Consider the following 20,606-nt stretch of genomic DNA (forward strand, 5'->3'; position numbering starts at 1 on the left):
TGCAGGATGGGTAATCCCCACCAATAGAGTTATGACGCCACGAAAATGCAAAACTGGACGGCAGCTTAATTAATTCTAATTCTGGTTATAAAGGTAGAGTACACATAGAACAATTGCCAAGTGCCTTTCACAGTTTAATGCCTCCCTGCCGTGATTTTAATTAATCAATCAGCTGATATTCCTCTTTCAATACTTGAATGATCTCAGCCTTGGGATTAGCGCTCAAGTTAAGCTTTTGGCCCGTGATTTTTTCCGCAATACTAATGTAGGTATCACTTACTTGTTGGAATACTTCGACCGGCAAGACATGATCACGGGCCAAGACTTTACGCTCCGCCATGCGGTCTTTATTCAGCAGAATATCTGGTTCAAAGAAGCGGTTAAGCAATAACTGGCGAAAGGCTTCTTTAGAGTTTTCCACCACTTTTCCATCACAATAGGCAGTGGCATCCCAGATACGGGAGGAATCTGGTGTGCCTACTTCATCCATATAGATAAGTTTATCTTGGCCCTGGGCGTCACTCACGTAACCAAACTCAAACTTGGTATCCACGAAGACCTGGCCAATATCAGCTAGAGCGCCACTGATCAGATTAAAGCCTTCTATTGACAGCTTTTCATATAAATCTATGTCTTGCTCCTGACGCAAAGCGAATGCTTGAAAGTTATTGAAGATATCGTCACGACTTACGTTCACATCGTCTTGCTCGGGCACGCCGGGAATGCCGGTGAGTATGCCCTTGGTAGATGGCGTCATTAGCAGCTTGGATAGCTTTTGGTCTTTCTTAAGGCCTTCCGACAAGGTAATGCCGCAGAATTCGCGCTCGCCTTTTTCGTAGGCACGCCACATAGAGCCTGTGATGTAATTGCGGCAGATGGCTTCTATCATCACTGGTTTGGCTTTCTGCACTACCCACAAAAATGGATGGGGTGTATCCAGAATATGGCTCTCAGCCAACCCCTCTTTCTTGAACAGCTTAAACCAGTGATTGGATATGGCATTTAGCGCAGCACCTTTACCAGGAATGCCGTTAAGACCTCCCTCCGCATGCCAGATGCACTCGAAGGCGCTGAGACGGTCCGAGATTACCATGATGGCAAGAGGTGCATCACTGGCCACATTGTAGCCTTTTTCTACGATCAAACGCTTGCTGTCAGCCTCGGTTAACCAATAGACAGAGCGTACTTTACCGCTGTGAACGGGTTTGTCAGTGCGAATTGGCAAATGATTATTAAGGGTCAGTACGGAGTCAGCCAGGCTCATGATATGGCCTCTTGAGTTTGGTTGTGGGCAACTTTAAGGTAACGCGCACTCTAGCATATTCAAACCATTTCCTTTTAAGGCATTCTTCTTAGATTTTTATTTACATTGTTTTTATGCGCAGGTTTTTCTATTTTATTTAAAAGCGTATTTCTGAAAACACGAATACAAGAACTGATTTTAATTAGCGATAGGGCAACCCCTCCGTTTAAGTATGATTTTATTTAAGCCCGCCTCTTTTCCCTTTTCCCTTTTCCCTTTTCCCTTTTTGTACTTTAACCAGTTGTTCTTGCTGGCAGAACAGTCTTTACCAATACCAAATTTCTGTTTCTCATTTTTATACAGACTGCGCTAGGCCCCAGCGTTACTGGGCTGCGCTCGATATTCCCATATAAATTCCCCTCTATATGGGCAAATCTCCTTTTAATGATAAATAGATTTACAGCAATTAGATTGCACGCAATTCAAATTTAAAATAAACTGCCCAAACATTAATAAACCCAGATCAATTGGAGGCCATATGCCACTTAGCCCTATTGGAATTGCTCATACCATCATTGGCAGTCTTGCTGTTTTTGTTGGTCTTAAAATGCTGTTTAAAGACAAGCAAATTACGTTTAACACCTTTGAAGGTAAGTTTTATCTGCTGGCCACCTTGTTTACGGCTATATCGGCTTTAACCATTTTTAAACATGGTAGCTTTAATCCGGCCCATGCCTTGGCAATTTTAACTATTTTAGCCGTGGTGACGGGGATGGTGCTTGAAAGGATTACACTGTTTAAGTCTTGGAATACGTACTTTGTTAACTTATGTTTTTCGGGCACGATTTTGTTTCACTTAATTCCTACCGCAACAGAGATTTTAACGCGTTTCCCGATGGATGGGCCTGTTGTAACCTCTCTAGAAGACCCGCTTTTACATAAAACGTTTTTGACCATTTTTATTCTCTTTCTAGGATTTTTAACTTATCAAATGAATTGGTTACGTAAACACAACTAACCTCAGAGAGAACCGGCTTAATTACTTAAGTCGGCTTTTTTGTGCCATAACACTCTATCTGCATCAAAAAAATAACATATCCCAAGATTTACTTTCCTAGTCAATCAACTACTTAGATCAGCTGAATTCACAAACCATGTGTTACGCGCCCTATTTCAATATTTGGTCATGTTAAACATGATTGCTTTATTTAAGCTTAGAGGGGGTTTAATCGCCCAAAAAACAAAAAATCACAAAGCAATACCCTATTGCAAGTTATAAACCGACCTCGAGCCATTAAAATAGAAAAGACTTTTACCAATATGACGTTTGAAAGAATGAAATGTGAGGGCCAGTATCACATTCACACACGTAAAAGGTAAAGATAGATAATCATAGGTAAAAACTGTTCAACACTCTTTATTCGAATATAAAGAATAAAATATTTTTTATGGCACAAATTTAATGACGCAATACCGACATCTACATCTGGAATAACGTTAGACAACTAACATTGGCATTAACAAATAGAAACAAATATTTGAAGGCTAATTATGAAATCTGCCCTATATTAAAAACAAAGATGGCTTACGAGGTATTTATGACTAACTGCTTCAGCCGACTTAATAACTTCACGTTATATTATTTTTTATCGTATTGATAAAAATTACGAACCAACAAACTGTAAAAAATTAGTATTATTTACTTATTTTTATCATCAACCGGAGTATTAATGAAAAAATGAACAGCAATCACCCCCTAAACAATAACTCTAAATCAACCCTCCCGAGGATATACAATTAAAGCTTAGGTCCAGCTTATTTTTCAATAATTAGATATCCAAATTTATTTTACCTTGCATTAAAAACGATCGTTCAATTGTTTGATTAACCGTGACAACGTGGTTTATTTCACATTTTTAAATGTGGGATTATGACAAAGACACTGTCAACACTGTCAACACTGTCACTTATGCATTAGTCGTTAAATTTACTTAGGATAATATTACAAATGAAAGATAATCATCCGTTAAATTTTTCCTACCAAAAAGCATTACTACTGGTTGCGGCCACATCACTTGCGGGGGTCAATCAAACTGCAATGGCCCACGGCACAATAACGGAGCCCCCCAGTCGAATATATAATTGCTACCAAGAAAACCCAGAAAGCCCAGTATCAGACGCATGTAAAGCGGCCGTAGCAGAAAGCGGATCACAAGGCTTTTATGATTGGAACGGCGTAAGACAAGGCAATGCTAACGACAACCACCGCGAGGTCATCAATGATGGTGAGTTATGCAGTGGTGGTAACCCTAACGATTTTGGCGGCCTTGATTTAGCACGCAATGATTGGGTAGCCGCCGATGTTACAAGTGGCGATTACACGTTTAAATGGAGTAATACGGCCCCTCACGCAACGGCCTATACTGATTACTACATCACTCAAGAAAGTTATGACGTTACAAACCCTTTATATTGGAATGACTTAGAGTTTCTTTGTCGCAATGAAGCAACTGGTCCAGAGTCAAGTTCGTCTCATACCTGTACCTTGCCCGAAAGAACCGGCAAACACATTGTCTATAGTATTTGGCAACGCTCCGATAGCCCTGAAGCGTTTTATGCCTGTGTTGATGTAAATTATGATGCCAACACTACACCTCCGGATGGCAACAAACCGCCTGTTGCCAATGCAAACGGGGCTTACCTTGCAAACCTAGGCGACTCGATTACATTTAGCAGTAATGGATCGTCCGACCCAGATGGCAACATTGTTGGTTATCAATGGCAGTTTGGTGATGGTAATAGCAGCACACAAGAAAACCCATTGCATACATACTCAGCAACGGGAACCTATGCGGTTAAATTAACGGTAACCGACAACGAAAATAAATCGAGTTTTTCAAATACAACTGCAAAAATTAGTGACTCCAATAATCCGGGCAGTTGCACCGAACCAAACTATGTTGCTGGCACGCAATATAATAATGGCGATTTAGTTCAAAATGTTAACACCAAATTTAGTTGTAAAGTGGGAGGCTGGTGCTCTTCCGCCGCCGCTTGGGCGTACGAGCCAGGTGTGGGCATGCATTGGGAATTAGCATGGACACAAGTAGGCACTTGTAGCCCTGGCAATACTAACCTTGCTCCAACTGCCTCTGCAAATGGTCCCTATACTGGCTCAGTCAACAATGCGATTAACTTTAGCAGTGTCGGCTCGAATGACCCAGACGGTACAATTACGGCTTACCTTTGGGACTTTGGGGATGGCCAACGCTCTGCACAAGCCAACCCTTCTCACACTTATGCAGCCGCTGGCGCGTACTCGGTAACTCTAACGGTTACCGATAACAACGCGGCGAACCATATGAGCGTAACCACCACCACAGTCACTGACAGCACTATCAACCAAAAACCAATCGCCAAAGCCAACGGTCCCTATCAAATGGTTTTAGGCGGAGTGATTCAATTTAACAGTAACGGTTCAAATGATCCGGATGGTTTTATCACTCAGTACCTATGGGATTTTGGTGACGGCAACACGAGCACAGAAACTCAAGCCCGCCATACCTACGCTGCCCTTGGACTTTATAATGTGACATTGACAGTAACCGACAATCAAGGTGCAACTACCACAAGTCAGGTGACGGCTAACATTATTCAAGAGCCAATCAGTAGTGACAAAATTGTTTTGGGCTACTTTGTTCAATGGGGTGTTTACCAGCGTAATTATCATGTCAATAATATTAAAACCAGTGGCTCAGCCGATAAACTAACGCACATTAATTACGCGTTTGGTAATGTCATTGGTGGTAAATGTGTGGGCGGTGATAACTATGCCGATTTTGAAAAATCGTATACCGCGGCACAAAGTATTGATGGTGTCGCAGACAAATGGAACGACCCATTAAGAGGCAGCTTTAATCAGCTAAAAAAATTAAAACAAATGTATCCGCACATTAAAATTCTTTGGTCATTTGGCGGCTGGACATGGTCTGGTGGCTTTAAAGAAGCGGCACAAAACCCGCAAATGTTTGCGAACTCATGTTTTGATCTGATACACGATCCTCGCTGGGATGGGTTATTTGATGGCATCGATATTGATTGGGAATACCCTAATGCGTGCGGTTTAAATTGTGATACCAGCGGCCCAATGGCATTCAGCACATTAATGTCGGCATTAAGAAATCGATTTGGCTCAGAATTAGTAACTGCAGCCGTGCCCGCTGGTAAATCGAAAATTGATGCCACAGATTATGGCTTAGCCGCTCAATATATGGACTGGTATAACGTCATGACGTACGATTTATTTGGCGCATGGGCGAAAACAGGCCCAACTGCTCCACATTCGCCACTTTATGATTATGCCGACATCCCCCATTTATGGCAACAATACCGATAACGCGCTTAAAGTTTATATGGACCAAGGCGTACCAGCCCAAAAATTATTACTTGGCATTGGTTTTTATGGCAGAGGTTGGACGGGCGTAACGCAAGACGCACCCGGCGGTAATGCAACAGGCCCAGCTACGGGTAAATATGAAGCGGGCATTCAAGACTATAAAGTATTAAAAGATACCTGCCCAGTAACCGGTTCGATTGCAGGAACGTCTTACGCTAAGTGTGGTAACAACTGGTGGAGCTATGATACGCCGTCCGACATTGCAGGAAAGATGAATTACATTAAAAACAATAATCTCGGCGGTTCTTTTTTCTGGGAGCTCAGCGGTGACACCAACAGTGGTGAACTGATTAAAGCTATGGGAGATAACCTATAAGACCAACATAACAATATTCCAGTAATCAATTGCTGGCATATTGTTTTACTTTTAAATACATACAAAAAAATCGGCTTAATCACTTAAGCCGATTTCTTATTTTTAACACTTAATTGCTATCTTAACTTAAGTGTTACTTTAATTTATCAAAGGCTTCGTTTTCGTGTTTGATGATACTGCCAATCAAACCGATAATGATGCCGCTGACACCCAATGCAAATAGCATGAGCATGATGGGTGAATCCGCAAAGGTAAAATACGCTGTTACGTTTTCCCATGTTGTAATTGATGTTCCCATAATTAAATCCCCTGTGGTTCAACGTTAGCCAGTTTATTTGGCACTTCGCTGTCAGTTGATGCGGGTGTATTTGATTCTGGGTATGGCTTAGCAAGCAGCTCTACCTCATCAATACCTAAGTCTTCTGCTGATTCTGGTACACGTAATGCGTTTAGCTTTTTAAGCAATAGTGATAAACCGTAACCAGGGATAAAGCCTAACAATGCCATGATCACTGCTGATAGGGTTTGACCTAAAAAGCTGATCTCTGGATTGCCGCCCACGTTAGGAGTGCCACCCGCAAATACGCCCACTAAAATCACCGCCACAAAACCCGTAAAGCCGTGAACGGCAACTGCACCTACTGCATCATCAATGCCGCGTTTTTCTAAGAACTTAGCAAACCAAACTGCCGCAAAGCCCATACAAACGGCAATAATGAACGCCAATGTTGGGCTATATAAATCAAGACCTGCCGCCACTGAGATAATACCGACTAGACCGCCAGACATCGTCCAGAACGGATCACGCGTTGCAATGTAACAACCAATAATGCCGCCAGAAAAGCCCATCAAGGTATTAAACGCAAACGCCGATAAGTTTGTTGGTGTGTTGTAGATCGTCGTCCAGCCTGTTTCACCACCGTTAAAGATAATGCAGCCGCCTAAGAAGCCAAAGAAACCGAAGATGATCATCATCAAACCAATTAATGTCATCGGTAAGCTGTGCGGCGCAATGGTTTGTGCCACGCCATTTATAAACTTGCCTTTACGGGCACCAAGGTTAATCAGCACGCCTAGCGTAAAGAAGCCCGCCACTGCGTGAACCACACCGGATGCACCTACGTCGTGATAACCTAAGTCAGTTAGCAACCAACCTTCTGGGTGCCAGCCCCATGCGCCCGCCAAAATCCAAATGGCACTGCCTAAGAATACCGTTAGGATTAAAAACGCACTCACGCGAATTCGCTCGATGACCGCACCGGATAAAATAGAACCCGTAGTAGCACCAAATAAAGCAAACGCCGCCCAAAAAATACCCGTGCCCATGTCAGACACATCTGGCCCCATGCTGGGCGACCAAGGTAATGCAGCAGACGCATCCGCTGGAATCAAACCACCTGGGAAGGCGTTGTAAATCCACCAACCAAATAAATAGAAAGTAGGAATAATCAAAGCCAAAGCTAGAATATTTTTAATACCGGCAGCCAGTGCGTTTTTACTGCGTGACGCGCCCATTTCGTAGGCTAAAAAACCTGCGTGTATCATCATCATGATGGCAGTACACCACCAGTAGAACACCTCGACATTCATAGCCTGGTGCATTTCAAAGGTGCTTTGTTGAGCGGCAAGCTGGGCCTGCAAACTCTCAAGCGTTAGGGTTGCTTCGTCCATTGGACTCTCCTCGTTGTTTTAGTGTTTTCTCTAAATTCGTGAGGGCCATTTTTGTTTCGTTTTTTATTATTGTTTGCACGTCGTTTTTGATCCCAACTTCGCGGGATTTTTTAATTGTTATTTAGCTTGGGTTAAAAAGCTTTGATGGCTGGTTAATATCCCCCCTACTTCTTCACTGCGCTCTTTTAAATTTACACCGCTTAAACCAAGGCGCTGTGATTCTTCGAGTAAATACTTGGCTTTTACTACGGCACTTTCGTAACGTAAACCCGCTGGGCGAATGTTTGATATACAGTTGCGCTGCGCATCATTGCAACCAACATGGGCGCCAAAGGTTAAATACAAACCCATGCTGTCTGGGCTTAATAAACCAGGGCGCTCACCAATTAATACAATTACAGTTTTAGCTCCTAATAATTGCGCCACATGATCACCAATGGCCACACGGCCCTGCGTACAAATCACCAAAGGGGCCAGAGATAATTGATTAGGCGCGAGTATGGTTAATAATTGTTGTAAAAACGGCTGGGTGTTTTTTTCGATGGCCATAGACGACAACCCATCCACTACACAAATGGCCAAATCAAACTGCCCTTTTGCTTGGCTTAACGTGTCACAACTTTGCTGATTTAACTTGCGACCCAAATCGGGTCGTTGTAAATAGGTGCCCCGATCATTCGCACAGCTACTCACCAATAACGGTGCATCGCTCACAAATAAATCGGGGGCTTGGGGGCAAGCATTTAAATTGTGTTCAAGGTTTTCATACAATGCTTTTGCATTTAATGGTAAGTGTACAGCGTCCCTTGCTTGTGCATGCTCTAATTGAAATTTGAGCATTTCATTGGTCGGGATTGAGCTGCCCGCTCGGCCAAGTGCAATGCGGGCATCGGTAAAGTCTTTTAATTTTTGCCAAGGGTTTAATACAACACTTAATGTATTGGCTTTGTTTGTCATATTAAAAGCCGCCCTTAACATCCAGTAAGTTTTTTGAAAACGGGCTTGGAATATTGGCATTTAAATGAAATTGGTTATCCATTATTTGCATTTTAGTTAACCAAGATTCGAACTCTGGCGCTGGGCGTAAGCCTAATAATTTGCGTACATATAAGGCATCATGAAATGACGTGGTTTGATAATTCAACATAATGTCATCGGAACCTGGAATGCCCATTACAAAAGTGCAACCCGCTGCGGCCAGTAATGTTAACAGGCCATCCATATCATTTTGATCGGCTTCTGCGTGGTTGGTGTAGCACACGTCACAGCCCATGGGTAAACCCAGTAATTTCCCGCAAAAATGATCTTCTAATCCGGCACGGGTGATTTGCTTGCCGTCATATAAATATTCAGGGCCAATAAACCCAACAACTGTGTTGACTAAAAATGGGTCAAATTTTCTGGCCACGGCATAGGCGCGTACTTCGCAGGTTTGCTGATCTAAGCCGTGATGTGCATTGGCACTTAGGCTACTGCCTTGGCCCGTTTCAAAGTACATGACGTTTTGCCCAACGGTGCCGCGCTTTAATTCTAGCGCCGCTTGCTGCGCTTCTTTTAAAGTATTTAAATTAAACCCAAAGCTGTCATTTGTGGCTTGAGTGCCACCGATACTTTGAAATACTAAATCAACCGGTGCGCCGTTCTCAATACATTCAATGGTATTGGTTACGTGGGTTAACACACATGATTGCGTGGGGATTTCATAATGCTGAATCACGTCATCAATCATTTTAAGTAATACAGTGCATTGCTGTACGTTGTCGGTTGCGGGGTTAATACCAATAACCGCATCGCCATTGGCGTACATTAAGCCATCTAAAATACTGGCGGCGATACCCGTCATGTCATCCGTTGGGTGATTAGGTTGTAAGCGTGTCGAAAAATGCCCTTTCAAACCTAAGGTGTTTCTAAACTGGGTGACAACTTCGCATTTTTTAGCCACTAAGATTAAATCTTGATTACGCATAATTTTACTCACGGCAGCGGCCATTTCTGGTGTAATACCCAATCGTAACGCGCTAAGCATTTGTCCGTTGCACTCATCACTTAATAAAAAATTACGAAAGTCCCCTACTGTAAAATGACCAATGGCTTTAAACGCATGTGCATCGTGTTCATCCATAATTAAACGCGTGATTTCGTCGTCTTCGTAAGCAATGAGCGCATCACTTAAAAAATGTTTAAGCGATACATCGGCTAAACATAACTGCGCCACTGCGCGCTCTTTTTCTGTTGTTGCCGCAACGCCTGCCAGTACATCCCCACTTCTGAGTGGCGTTGCTTTGGCCATTAACTCGGCCAAACTTTTAAACTGAAACGTTTGATGGCCTAACACATATTTAAACTTGGACATAATTGTCGTCTTAAACCTTAGTATTCGGCATGGGCTTTGCTCTATTAACAAGTAAGCAAAGTCTAAAAGCACCAAATAAAGCTTGAATGAATCACTGCTGCTACCCAGTGAGGCTACTTTAACAAGACTAACCCAAATGCATTATCAAATTATGGCAAATCTCAGACTCGTTAAATTCAGCAGGTAGCACCGAGATTGGGCATAAAGCACCAAGATAAAGCAATATAGTGAAAAAATGTAAGGCGTATTTTTCATGATTGAGTCAATCGTTCCACAACAACAGAAGCCGCTTATCACCAGTATCAGTTACGATGCCCATGATCATGCGCATAATTTAACCGATTGGCAGCAGCATTATGATCAAATTAGTGCAGGTGAGTTTTATGGGCAAATTATCGAACGCCCCTTCGAAGACCTACAAGTATTCAAAGAACACACCAGCCAAGCTCTTAGCCAAACCTGTTTGGTATGGCCAGATAGTATTTGGCTAGGTATTTCACCTAAAGAACAAACCAACAAAGAGCACAGTAAAATTAATGGTTTGGCACTTAATAAAAACGACATTATGTGTCGCCCTGGCAATATCGAATTTGAACTGACGACGCCAGATGCATTTGATATTTATGGTGTCGTTATTAGCTACGATAAACTCATGGGCCAAGCCAATAAACAAGGCGTTGAATTAAACTGGCAAGACATTTTACATAATGAGCGCTTAAGTATTCCGGAGAATACATTAAATGCCATCAACTATTTATTGGCACGGCTCTTAAACAACGAAGCGGCAAATGAAAACGCCACACCTGACCACCTTACTCAAGATTTAATTCTTATGGGCTTGCTTGAGGTGTTTAGTAAAGAGTCACCAAACCAAACCATACATACCAGCTACCAGCACCGTAAAACCATTGTGAACGATGCCCGTGCGTTTTTACAAAACCATCATGAGCGCGCCATTACTCTGAGTGAGCTTTGCGAAGCGTGCCATACCAGTAGGCGCACATTACAAAATAGTTTTGAAAGTATATTGGGTTTGTCACCCATACAATATTTACGCTACACCCGCTTAAATGGTGTGAGACGAGATTTAAAACAGGCACGTACTGGCGAAACCATCGGCGACATCGCTGCCCGCTGGGGCTTTTGGCACTTAGGCCAATTTGCAAAGGATTATAAGGGGGTATTTGGGCAACTACCCAGTGAGACGTTAAAATAGTATGGGCTTATACCTGAGTATTAACTAGGTACAGGCGATCTATCTTTGCTTCAATATTATGAGAGGGAATTATATTTTGATGCTCCCTCTCATATTTACCCCAATAAATCATTTAATTCATTCGGTAATATTTGAGTTAATGGCCAATAGCAATAATGGATTTTTAAATTAGAGCCAGCGACTCACGCCCCCTGCATCCATCAATATCGAAGCCTATGGCACCGGACTATTCGTCTATACTCAGTAGTGCTGATCCCCATTCGCTAGGTTTTTATGGTTAACGATCTGACTTGCTCTAAGCACACATGCAATGCGCCCTCAAAGGCTAAAGCGATAACCTATATCGTCGTATCGACTCTCATCATAGTACGCTCCGTATTGGCTACCGCTGAGCCTGTAGCTGATGAGTCTTTAGTGGTACGTCATTACCAAGCTCAAGAGCGCTATACATTTGGCGCAAAGCTATTGGCCTTGGCACTTTCAAAATCAGGTCGAGTTTATAACCTGCAAGCGCCTAAAACACAGCTTGTAAATGAACGCCGCGGTGAAAGCATGGTGATTAACGGCTCGCTAGATGTGCAATGGCAGTCCACATCAAAAGAGCGAGAATCAAGAATGATTCCCATCTACACGCCTATTTACAGGGGAATTCTAGGTTTACGTTTAATATTGAGCAGAAAAGATCAAGCACATGCACTTTCAGAAATCCGCACAAAAAAAGAATTGAGCCACTATATGGGAGCACACGGCGCTCACTGGGGAGACTTGCCCGTGTACAAGGCCAATAATCTACCCGTTCGGTCCCATGTCGATTATAAACTGTTATTCAAATGGCTCATTAGTGGGCGCGTGGATTACTTTCACCGAGGCATTAATGAAATATGGCCCGAACAAGAACGTTACGCACAAGATATAACCGTCGTATCCAACGTTATGTTATTTTATCATTTGCCTGTCTATTTTTTTGTATCAAAACAACGACCTCAATTAGCAGAGCATATTCACGCTGGGCTACTGGAAGCTATTAAAGATGGCTCTTACAAAAAAATATTCATAGCGGAATATCAGTCGATCTTAGACAAATCAAACTTAATAGACCGGCATCTAATATTACTCAACAACCCCAGCGTACCAAAAATAAAAGATGAAGATATGAAGTGGTGGTTGCCAGCATCTAAACTAAATCGTTCTTTGAGTAATTAATAGTCTGCATGTTTTATAGCGGCATTGAAAAAAGCGCCTCACATTCTAACAACAACAAAAATAATAGAGGGGATTTTTAACATAAACATTCCCATTAGATGCTGCAAACACAAACAAAGATGCGTGGCATTTCAAAGTAGTGATAATCATTCAATTTGACCTACAATCTTAATAGGATCTATCTATAGTCATGCAACCGTTAGAGTTACTAACTCTTAATAATGAAATCCAATAAAAACCGTGCTAAAAAAACAAACAGGGCACATCTCAAAACAGTATTGAAACAACACTCGGTATCACTAATACAGTATTTATGAATTTGCCATTCAATATCCTTTTACCAATGAGATTGAATTTTGGCCCAGTTGCATATACAAAGATCGATCGTTGATACATCTACGACGTCCACCTCCCCTAAATACATACGTCACTCTAAGCTATTGATTTTAATAGCATTAAATTTGATCACCCTATCAATTCTACAACCCATTAACTCGCAATCTCACCCCCATTACACTGATTTTTTCCATTAACGGGGGGAGTAAACTAAGCTTAACTCAGGTTTAAAGTCTATCCGGAAGGGTCGTTTTTGATGTTTGCAAGCTTTCTTCGTCCAAGCAATCTATCCCAAAAAATGATGTGTGTTATTTTCTCCATATATTTGGTCGTAACAAGCCTAATTACCGGCATGCAATTTTTAACAGAATACCTAAAAACCCAAGAATCAATCTTAAATGAATTAGAGCAATTAGAGGAAACAGTACGAGGTCCTATTTCAACTAGTTTATGGCAGTACAACCAGAACCAGCTAGATGCCCTTATCGCAGGACTGCTTAAAATGCCAATTATTGAAGGCGTTGATGTTTTAGATAAACATGCCAAGAATATGATTTCCAAACGATCCTATAATTCTATTTCAGCCCCGTTATCGATCTTTGATACAAAATCAGACTTATACTGGGCGCTTAACGATAAAAAGATATTTCTTGGCTCACTCACACTTTACTCCTCTTCAGAAGTCATTCTAGATCGAATCTGGTTTGGTTTTTCCTTAATTGCACTTACCGCAATCATTAAACTGTCTATTTTATTTTGGTTATTTACTTGGGCTTTAGATCGTTATTTAGCCACGCCTTTGCAAGAGCTTATGTCTCAAGTAAGTGAAGTTCAATTAAGTAAAAATATAAGCAAGCGCATTAAACTGTCCAAGATTAAAAATTACGAACTCAGCCAACTGCAAGAGCATATGAATGAAATGCTTTCAGCAATAGAAAGGGATCAAATACGATTACTAGAAGACGAGCAAGCTAAACGAATCTGGTTAGAAGACGCCGTCAAAAAACGTACAGAAGCATTGCAGATATCAAATAAAAAACTAAAAAAACTGGCCACAAGAGACTCTTTAACCGATGCATTAAATAGAGGCAGTTTTTTTGAGACCGCACAACATTTACTCGATCTATCTCAACGCCACAAATCACCCGCATCTTTTGTTCTGATGGATCTAGATTATTTTAAAGTAATCAACGACACCTACGGTCACTTCATTGGCGATCAAATACTTGTTCACTTCACCCATACAATCCAAAACCTCGTACGCAAGTCGGACCCGGTTGGACGAGTGGGCGGAGAAGAGTTTGCAATATTCCTCCCTAATACAGATACAAATAATGCCTTTCGACTTGCCGATAAAATTAGACAAGCCATTAGTCATTCGGTTTTAGAATTGGATGGAAAAAAAGTTGCCTATACCGTCAGTATTGGTGTCGAGTCATCTACGCCAAAAGATCATTCAATTGACGAACTTTTTAAACGCGCCGATTTAAAATTGTACGGTGCAAAAGACAAGGGCCGCGATCGTGTCGAAATATAAAAAAGGTCAAAAGAAAAAATCGATTAAAACAATGTCTTTAGTATCGTTAATGTTTTTATCAATAGTAATCAACGCAGCCAATGTCACTCATGCTGACACATTAAATGTTTGCTACGACCACTGGGCACCTATGACAATTTTCCCGTCCAAAGAGTCACCCGAGCGCGGCATTATCATTGACATGCTGGACCATATATACACATCAAAAGGCTATCAAATTACATATTATGAAGTCCCGCTAGCAAGAGGACTGGACATGGTGACTGAAGGACTCTGCGATATGTTACCAGAGTACTTATTTTCGCCTAACACAGAAAAGCACTTCGTATATGCAGAAGCTGTAACGTATAAATACACAGCGGCATTTGTGGTAAGAAAAAATGACACATGGCACTACAGCGGTGTTGACTCTATAAAAGGGAAACGCATTGCAACTGGGCCTGGCTGGGATTACAGCTCAATGAGTACCGACTACCAAAAGTATCTCGACAACCCTAAAAACGCCAACTTGGTTGAAGTAATCGCAGGTTATGATGACATAATCGACCGTATATTTCGCATGATAAAAGATAACAGAATCGATTTATACGCAGACAACGAACTCGTCCTTCAGCATATTTTAAATAAACTAAAATTCAATAATGATCTTAAGATCATCTACCCAGGGTTAGAAAACAAACTTATCGAAAGACCTATTTTTTCAAAAAACATTCCAGCCAAAAAAAGAGATAAACTAATAAAGATTTGGAATAATGGTCGCAAGTCGATTAAAGGTGATTTCGAAACAAAACTCCTAAAAAAATACAACATAACATTTAAGGATTAAGTTTAAATATTAGCATACCATGACAAGTGAAAATACCTAGGCTATCTTTCAATATTTTTTTAAAAAATAAAGCCAACTAATTTGACAGCGAAGAATCAGACATCATAAAATCTCTGAGCCTTATCAATTCTTTACTTGTTGTAACTGCCAAAAATATAAATCCAACTGAAAACAAAAATCCAGTTAAAAAAATAAAAAAACGCATACATACAGTAAAATCAACCATGCATGAAAATCCAGTAACGGCTAAAAAAACTGGAATTACAAGTGCGCTCTGCAATCTTAATTTATCTACTTGCCCCGATATATATAAATCAGCAATTCTCTTATCTTCTACACCTCGATTTAAATACTCGAACCATATATCGACAATACTCTTATCACCGTAATTATCCTCATTTCTAAATTTATCATTATTATTCAAATAACTAAATATCATCCCTTCGATGAAATCACCTAACATTTCGGTAATAAAAGAAAAAATGAACGCTATAAGGGTTAGAATGAGAAACGGTTGAAATATATCTTGGGAAGTGACGTCTATATCAGCCCATTTATAATGGACTACGGGTGACAGCAATATTAATGCAGGCACAGTTTGCCTAAACCTATAACCCCAAACAGATCCAAATGGGGTATTACTAATTATTTCTTTCATTTCAACATCCTATACGCCTCTATCAAACTATAGACGAAAAAAAAGCGCCTTACGGCGCTTTCATCTTTAACAAAGGATTATAATCACTTTTTAACCCACGTTGTCCCTTCACGACTATCTTGAAGCTCAATGCCTTGTGCATCCAAGTCTTGGCGAATTTTATCAGCAAGCGCAAAGTCTTTATTTTTCTTGGCTTGTACGCGCTGTTCGATCATATCCTGAATATAAGTTTCATCCACATCGACACCCTGCTTAAAGTAATCTTCAGGGTTGGTTTGTAGGCAACCTAAAACATCCGCAAAGGTTTTAAGTAGACTTGCCAGTTTGTCTTTAACCGCCCCTTGTGCTTTATTGATGTGGGATACCAAATCAAACATAACCGCAATGGCTTTAGGGGTATTAAAGTCATCATCCATGGCGGCTTTAAATTGCGCGACAAAACCAGCCAAGTCAGCGTCGGCTAAATCTAGCGTAACGGTTAAATAACAACCTTTAAGTGCATTATACAAACGATCTAATTTCGTTTGTGCATCTTGTAAGCCTGCTTGACTGTAGTTGATTTCACTACGGTATTGAACAGAGGCCAAGAAGAAACGAATCACTTCGGCATCGTATTCTTTTAATACATCACGAATGGTAAAAAAGTTACCTAGTGACTTAGACATTTTTTCGCCGTCGATACGTAAGGCACCAGCGTGCATCCAGGTATTTGCGTAGTGCTCACCTGTTGCCGCTTCACTTTGGGCAATTTCGTTTTCATGATGTGGGAATTTCAAATCTGGGCCGCCACCATGAATATCGAAATTATTACCCAAACAGCAAGTGGACATCGCTGAACATTCAATATGCCAACCTGGGCGACCTTCACCCCAAGGACTTGACCAAGATGGCTCACCTGGTTTGGCCGACTTCCAAAGTACAAAGTCCAATGGATCTTCTTTTTCTTCGGTGACTTCAATACGTGCGCCGCTCTCTAGTTCTTCTAGAATTTTGCCAGAGAGTTTGCCGTAGCCGTCAAACTTACGCACACGGAAATACACATCGCCATTAGAAGCCCCATAAGCGAAACCTTTTTCGATTAAAGTATTGACCATGGCAATAATGCCTTCGATGTGGTCAGTGGCTTTTGGCTCACTATTAGGGGTTAGCACGTTTAACTTAGCGAAATCTTCATTCATCGCGCCCACCATGCGATCAACCAATACATTAAACGGCTCGTTATTTTCAACGGCGCGGTTAATGATCTTGTCGTCGATATCGGTGATATTACGAATATAATTTACATCGTAACCACAGTGACGCAGGTAACGCACTATCACGTCAAACGAAACCATTACACGCGCATGACCCATGTGACAAAAGTCATAAACCGTCATGCCACACACATACATGCCAACTTTGCCTGCTTGCAGTGGTTTAAATTCTTCTTTTTGACGCGTTAACGTGTTGTATATATTTAGGGTCATAATATTTCTACTTTGAATGGTGCTTCACAACACCCTACATTTTGAATGATATTTAATTTATGGCTTTAAATTAAATTGGTGGGCAGTGCCCACCCTACTCGACTACATTCTGCTAGTCGGTCGCAGAGCATTTCGATTTTGTACGAGGGTGCCCTGCGCCCGATTTTTTTTCATTTGTGCATGTCGCGTGCAATACCCAAAATATTCTCTACGCTCGCGGGGTACCCTAGCACCCTCTTACAGCGAGAGCTATTTATCGGCTTTTGTTAGCTAGCCAACGACTTATCTTCACGCAAACCGATGGTTAAGTTAAACACGGGTTTATCGCTTAAATGATCAAAACGATCCGCCACGTAATAACCTTCGCGCTCAAACTGGAAGACCGTTTCAGGACTAATTCTGGCAAGCGCAGGCTCAATTAAACCAGTTTTCACAATTAAAGATTCTGGGCTTAAACAGTCCATAAAATCTTTTTTACCGCCATCTGGGTTAGCATCTGTAAACAAGCGGTCATACATGCGTAGCTCTGCTTCTACTGCATGCTTACAGCTTACCCAATGCACAACACCTTTTGGTTTATCACCGTCTTCAGGGTCACAACCTAGTGTATTCTCAATAAGCGAGGCATTTACTTGAGTAATATTGCCTTCGGCGTCTTTTTCAAAACCGTCAGCTTGTATCACATAACCATGACGCAGACGAATACGTTTGCCTACGCAGAATTTCTTTTTAAATTTCTTACTGTATTCTTCTTTGAAATCATCTTGATCAATGAAGATTTCATTAGTGAATGGCATTTCACGAGCACCCAATTCTTCACGGTCTTGCAAGTAAGGCACCGTTAAGGTTTCGTCATGATCTGCTTTCATATTAGTAATCACCACTTTAAGCGGATTAATCACACACATGGCACGCGGTGCATTCTGGTTTAGGTCGTCACGAATAAAAAACTCAAGCTGTGCCACATCAACGGTACCGTCTGTTTTGGCGACCGCTAAAGAATCACAGAAATTGCGAATAGCCGATGCCGTATAACCACGACGACGCATACCGCTAATGGTTGGCATACGCGGGTCATCCCAACCATTTACTACATTACCTTCAACCAAGGCACGCAATTTACGCTTACTGGTTACCGTGTAGTTAATGTTCAAACGGCCAAACTCATACTGGTGCGGCTCGACTGGTGTTTCTAAATTGGCGATAAACCACTCATATAATGGGCGGTGATCGGCAAATTCTAACGTACACACAGAATGGGTAATGCCTTCGATGGCATCCGACTGGCCGTGGGCAAAGTCATAGCTTGGATAGATACACCATTTGTCACCCGTTTGGTGATGCGTGGCTTTTTTAATGCGATAAATGTATGGGTCACGCATGCTCATGTTCGGTGAAGCCATATCGATTTTCACACGCAAACCGCAAGCGCCTTCGTCGAAATCACCGGCACGCATCCTTTCAAACAGTTCAAGATTTTCTTCAATGCTGCGATCACGAAACGGGCTGTTTTTACCTGGCGTTTCAAAGTTACCACGGTATTCTTTGGCCTGCTCTGGTGATAAATCACACACGTATGCTTTACCCGCTTTAATTAGGTCAATGGCCCAAGCGTGTAATTGATCGAAATAATCAGAGGTGTAATGGATATCACCCGCCCACTGAAAGCCCAGCCAGCGTACATCGTCTTGAATCGATTGTACGTACTCGTCTTCTTCTTTCTCTGGATTGGTGTCATCAAAACGTAAATTACACTGACCACCAAACTGCTGGGCTAGGCCAAAGTTTAGGCAAATCGATTTTGCATGGCCTATGTGAAGGTAGCCATTTGGCTCGGGCGGAAAACGCGTAACGATTGTAGTGTGTTGACCACTGGCAAGGTCTTCGTTAATGATTTTCTCGATAAAATTAACGGGTTTTGCCTTTTCTTCTGTCATTTCTTAAGCTCAATTGAATATGGCCTTAGGCATCTTTTTGAAAAGAGTGAGGGAGATTCCCACTGCCCGCTGGCTAGAAAAATATAAAAGCCGTATTATACGCACCCTTTAAACACAAGCACATAGAAAAGGTGGTCACGTGACTCAGGTTGTATTAAAAACCAGTTTTGGCGACGTTAAGTTGTCTCTAAATGCAGAAAAAGCGCCTAAAACTGTTGAAAATTTCATCAACTACGTAAAAGAAGGTTTTTACGATGGTTTGATCTTTCACCGTGTAATCGATGGTTTCATGGTTCAAGGCGGCGGCATGGAAACAGACATGAGTCAGCGCCCTGCGACTCAAGGCACCATCCAAAACGAAGCAGACAACGGTTTATCTAACAAAGAAGGCACCGTTGCTATGGCTCGCACCATGGACCCGCACAGTGCTTCTAACCAGTTTTTCATCAACGTGAAAGACAATGGATTCCTAGATCACTCTGGCAAAAACCCTGAAGGTTGGGGCTACTGTGTATTTGGTGAAGTAATTGAAGGTATGGATGTGATTAATCGTATGAAAGGCGTTAAAACGGGCATGACCGCAGGTCATCAGGATGTGCCGGTTGAGCCAATCACAATCGATAGCACTGAAATCGTAGAATAAGTCTGCGTATGAGCACTTGGTTTATTAGTGATTTACACCTAGCGCCAGAGGAAACCCGCATCACTGCGGGTTTTCTTGACTTTATGTTAGAACCCCAAGCCGGTGACACCCTTTACATCTTGGGTGATTTCTTTAATTACTGGATTGGCGATGACGTCAAACACCCTTATTGCGATCAAATACAAAGCGTACTAAAAGCCACCCAAGAGCGCGGTGTTACGCTGTACTTTATGCATGGTAATCGTGATTTTTTAGTGGGTGAAGAATTTTGTAAAGCGGCAGGCATGACATTATTAAATGATCCGACCGTAATTGATTTAGACGGCGAGCCCGTCGTGCTTATGCATGGTGACAGCTTATGCACCCGTGACGAAGCGTATATGGCGTTTCGTAAAATGGCCCGTAATCCTCAATGGCAGCAACAATTTTTAAGCCAGAGCATTGAAGAGCGCATCGCGTTTGCACAAAAAGCACGCAGTGAAAGTGAGTCTAGTACCAGCATGAAAGATGAAGACATCATGGATGTCACCCCATCTGAGGTAGATGTTGAGCTAACCAAGCACCATTCAACACGTATGATTCATGGCCACACCCATCGCCCTGCGGTTCATAATTGGCAATACAACGATCAAGCCCGTGAGCGCATTGTTCTTGGGGATTGGTATACAAAGGGCTGGTACTTAAAAGTCGAAGCTGGCCAATATAATTTGGTTGAATTTGATTTACCTGCCGCATAAAACAGCCG

Annotated in this window: 17 protein-coding genes; 9 read left to right on the forward strand and 8 right to left on the reverse strand. The window is 41.8% G+C overall.

Annotated elements, in window-relative coordinates; genetic code table 11:
• Positions 1–160 precede the first annotated feature (160 nt).
• A complete protein-coding gene (locus ACU6U9_RS18310; protein WP_446736432.1) occupies positions 161–1,264 on the reverse strand; it encodes a phosphoribosylaminoimidazolesuccinocarboxamide synthase in 1,104 nt (367 codons plus the stop codon).
• Positions 1,265–1,781: 517 nt separating this feature from the next.
• Between ACU6U9_RS18310 and ACU6U9_RS18315 the strand changes: the two genes are divergently transcribed.
• From ACU6U9_RS18315 to ACU6U9_RS18325, 3 genes are all read left to right on the forward strand, one after another.
• Complete coding sequence (locus ACU6U9_RS18315) at positions 1,782–2,261, forward strand: hypothetical protein (RefSeq protein ID WP_446736433.1); 480 nt, start codon at positions 1,782–1,784, stop codon at positions 2,259–2,261.
• A 990-nt stretch (positions 2,262–3,251) separates the two neighbouring features.
• The gene (locus ACU6U9_RS18320; protein ID WP_446736434.1) at positions 3,252–5,639 is read left to right on the forward strand and encodes a PKD domain-containing protein; all 2,388 of its coding nucleotides are present in this window, start codon (positions 3,252–3,254) and stop codon (positions 5,637–5,639) included.
• Positions 5,596–6,015, forward strand: a complete 420-nt coding sequence (locus ACU6U9_RS18325; protein WP_446736435.1) for a glycosyl hydrolase family 18 protein — start codon at positions 5,596–5,598, stop codon at positions 6,013–6,015. Before ACU6U9_RS18320 ends, ACU6U9_RS18325 begins: the two co-directional genes overlap by 44 nt.
• A 133-nt stretch (positions 6,016–6,148) precedes the next feature.
• On the opposite strand, the gene ACU6U9_RS18330 is transcribed toward ACU6U9_RS18325, so the two are convergent.
• The 4 genes from ACU6U9_RS18330 to ACU6U9_RS18345 all read right to left on the reverse strand — a co-directional run bounded on the left by ACU6U9_RS18330 (position 6,149) and on the right by ACU6U9_RS18345 (position 10,039).
• Positions 6,149–6,313, reverse strand: coding sequence for a hypothetical protein (locus ACU6U9_RS18330; protein ID WP_446736436.1), 165 nt, complete (start codon positions 6,311–6,313; stop codon positions 6,149–6,151).
• A gap of 2 nt (positions 6,314–6,315) precedes the next feature.
• Positions 6,316–7,686, reverse strand: a complete 1,371-nt coding sequence (locus tag ACU6U9_RS18335) for an ammonium transporter (protein WP_446736437.1) — start codon at positions 7,684–7,686, stop codon at positions 6,316–6,318.
• Positions 7,687–7,803: 117 nt separating this feature from the next.
• On the reverse strand, positions 7,804–8,643 hold the full coding sequence (gene eutC / locus ACU6U9_RS18340; RefSeq protein ID WP_446736438.1) for an ethanolamine ammonia-lyase subunit EutC: 840 nt from the start codon (positions 8,641–8,643) through the stop codon (positions 7,804–7,806).
• Between the two features lies 1 nt (position 8,644).
• Complete coding sequence (locus ACU6U9_RS18345) at positions 8,645–10,039, reverse strand: ethanolamine ammonia-lyase subunit EutB (protein ID WP_446736439.1); 1,395 nt, start codon at positions 10,037–10,039, stop codon at positions 8,645–8,647.
• 253 nt (positions 10,040–10,292) lie between these two features.
• Here ACU6U9_RS18345 and ACU6U9_RS18350 point away from each other — a divergent pair, with 253 nt between their 5' ends.
• The 4 genes from ACU6U9_RS18350 to ACU6U9_RS18365 all read left to right on the forward strand — a co-directional run bounded on the left by ACU6U9_RS18350 (position 10,293) and on the right by ACU6U9_RS18365 (position 15,157).
• Positions 10,293–11,255, forward strand: a complete 963-nt coding sequence (locus ACU6U9_RS18350; protein ID WP_446736440.1) for a helix-turn-helix domain-containing protein — start codon at positions 10,293–10,295, stop codon at positions 11,253–11,255.
• Between the two features lie 273 nt (positions 11,256–11,528).
• Positions 11,529–12,458: a hypothetical protein gene (locus ACU6U9_RS18355; protein ID WP_446736441.1), complete on the forward strand. Its 930-nt coding sequence runs from the start codon at positions 11,529–11,531 to the stop codon at positions 12,456–12,458.
• A gap of 688 nt (positions 12,459–13,146) precedes the next feature.
• Positions 13,147–14,331 carry a GGDEF domain-containing protein gene (locus tag ACU6U9_RS18360; RefSeq protein WP_446736442.1) on the forward strand — a complete coding sequence of 395 codons (1,185 nt, stop codon included), beginning with the start codon at positions 13,147–13,149 and terminating at the stop codon, positions 14,329–14,331.
• Complete coding sequence (locus tag ACU6U9_RS18365; protein ID WP_446736443.1) at positions 14,318–15,157, forward strand: substrate-binding periplasmic protein; 840 nt, start codon at positions 14,318–14,320, stop codon at positions 15,155–15,157. The genes ACU6U9_RS18360 and ACU6U9_RS18365 overlap by 14 nt, the downstream gene beginning before the upstream one ends.
• 76 nt (positions 15,158–15,233) lie before the next feature.
• Here ACU6U9_RS18365 and ACU6U9_RS18370 read toward each other — a convergent pair whose 3' ends face one another.
• The 3 genes from ACU6U9_RS18370 to ACU6U9_RS18380 form a co-directional block, all read right to left on the reverse strand.
• The gene (locus ACU6U9_RS18370) at positions 15,234–15,815 is read right to left on the reverse strand and encodes a hypothetical protein (RefSeq protein ID WP_446736444.1); all 582 of its coding nucleotides are present in this window, start codon (positions 15,813–15,815) and stop codon (positions 15,234–15,236) included.
• Positions 15,816–15,898: 83 nt separating this feature from the next.
• A complete protein-coding gene (gene cysS / locus ACU6U9_RS18375; RefSeq protein WP_446736445.1) occupies positions 15,899–17,281 on the reverse strand; it encodes a cysteine--tRNA ligase in 1,383 nt (460 codons plus the stop codon).
• A gap of 266 nt (positions 17,282–17,547) precedes the next feature.
• Entirely contained in the window at positions 17,548–19,218 is a 1,671-nt protein-coding gene (locus ACU6U9_RS18380) for a glutamine--tRNA ligase/YqeY domain fusion protein (protein ID WP_446736446.1), read from the reverse strand.
• A gap of 139 nt (positions 19,219–19,357) precedes the next feature.
• Here ACU6U9_RS18380 and ACU6U9_RS18385 point away from each other — a divergent pair, with 139 nt between their 5' ends.
• Positions 19,358–19,861: a peptidylprolyl isomerase gene (locus ACU6U9_RS18385; RefSeq protein WP_446736447.1), complete on the forward strand. Its 504-nt coding sequence runs from the start codon at positions 19,358–19,360 to the stop codon at positions 19,859–19,861.
• Positions 19,862–19,869: 8 nt separating this feature from the next.
• Positions 19,870–20,598 (forward strand): UDP-2,3-diacylglucosamine diphosphatase, encoded by a 729-nt coding sequence (locus ACU6U9_RS18390; RefSeq protein WP_446736448.1) that lies wholly within the window; start codon positions 19,870–19,872, stop codon positions 20,596–20,598.
• The last annotated feature ends 8 nt before the right edge of the window (positions 20,599–20,606 follow it).

This window comes from Pseudomonas sp. HK3, assembly GCF_052920985.1.

Coding starts and splice junctions, on each gene's coding strand:
- ACU6U9_RS18310 (WP_446736432.1), bottom strand. CDS start 1,264: ATGAGCCTGGCTGACTCCGTACTGACCCTTAATAATCATTTGCCAATT.
- ACU6U9_RS18315 (WP_446736433.1), top strand. CDS start 1,782: ATGCCACTTAGCCCTATTGGAATTGCTCATACCATCATTGGCAGTCTT.
- ACU6U9_RS18320 (WP_446736434.1), top strand. CDS start 3,252: ATGAAAGATAATCATCCGTTAAATTTTTCCTACCAAAAAGCATTACTA.
- ACU6U9_RS18325 (WP_446736435.1), top strand. CDS start 5,596: ATGATTATGCCGACATCCCCCATTTATGGCAACAATACCGATAACGCG.
- ACU6U9_RS18330 (WP_446736436.1), bottom strand. CDS start 6,313: ATGGGAACATCAATTACAACATGGGAAAACGTAACAGCGTATTTTACC.
- ACU6U9_RS18335 (WP_446736437.1), bottom strand. CDS start 7,686: ATGGACGAAGCAACCCTAACGCTTGAGAGTTTGCAGGCCCAGCTTGCC.
- eutC (WP_446736438.1), bottom strand. CDS start 8,643: ATGACAAACAAAGCCAATACATTAAGTGTTGTATTAAACCCTTGGCAA.
- ACU6U9_RS18345 (WP_446736439.1), bottom strand. CDS start 10,039: ATGTCCAAGTTTAAATATGTGTTAGGCCATCAAACGTTTCAGTTTAAA.
- ACU6U9_RS18350 (WP_446736440.1), top strand. CDS start 10,293: ATGATTGAGTCAATCGTTCCACAACAACAGAAGCCGCTTATCACCAGT.
- ACU6U9_RS18355 (WP_446736441.1), top strand. CDS start 11,529: ATGGTTAACGATCTGACTTGCTCTAAGCACACATGCAATGCGCCCTCA.
- ACU6U9_RS18360 (WP_446736442.1), top strand. CDS start 13,147: ATGCAATTTTTAACAGAATACCTAAAAACCCAAGAATCAATCTTAAAT.
- ACU6U9_RS18370 (WP_446736444.1), bottom strand. CDS start 15,815: ATGAAAGAAATAATTAGTAATACCCCATTTGGATCTGTTTGGGGTTAT.
- cysS (WP_446736445.1), bottom strand. CDS start 17,281: ATGACCCTAAATATATACAACACGTTAACGCGTCAAAAAGAAGAATTT.
- ACU6U9_RS18380 (WP_446736446.1), bottom strand. CDS start 19,218: ATGACAGAAGAAAAGGCAAAACCCGTTAATTTTATCGAGAAAATCATT.
- ACU6U9_RS18390 (WP_446736448.1), top strand. CDS start 19,870: ATGAGCACTTGGTTTATTAGTGATTTACACCTAGCGCCAGAGGAAACC.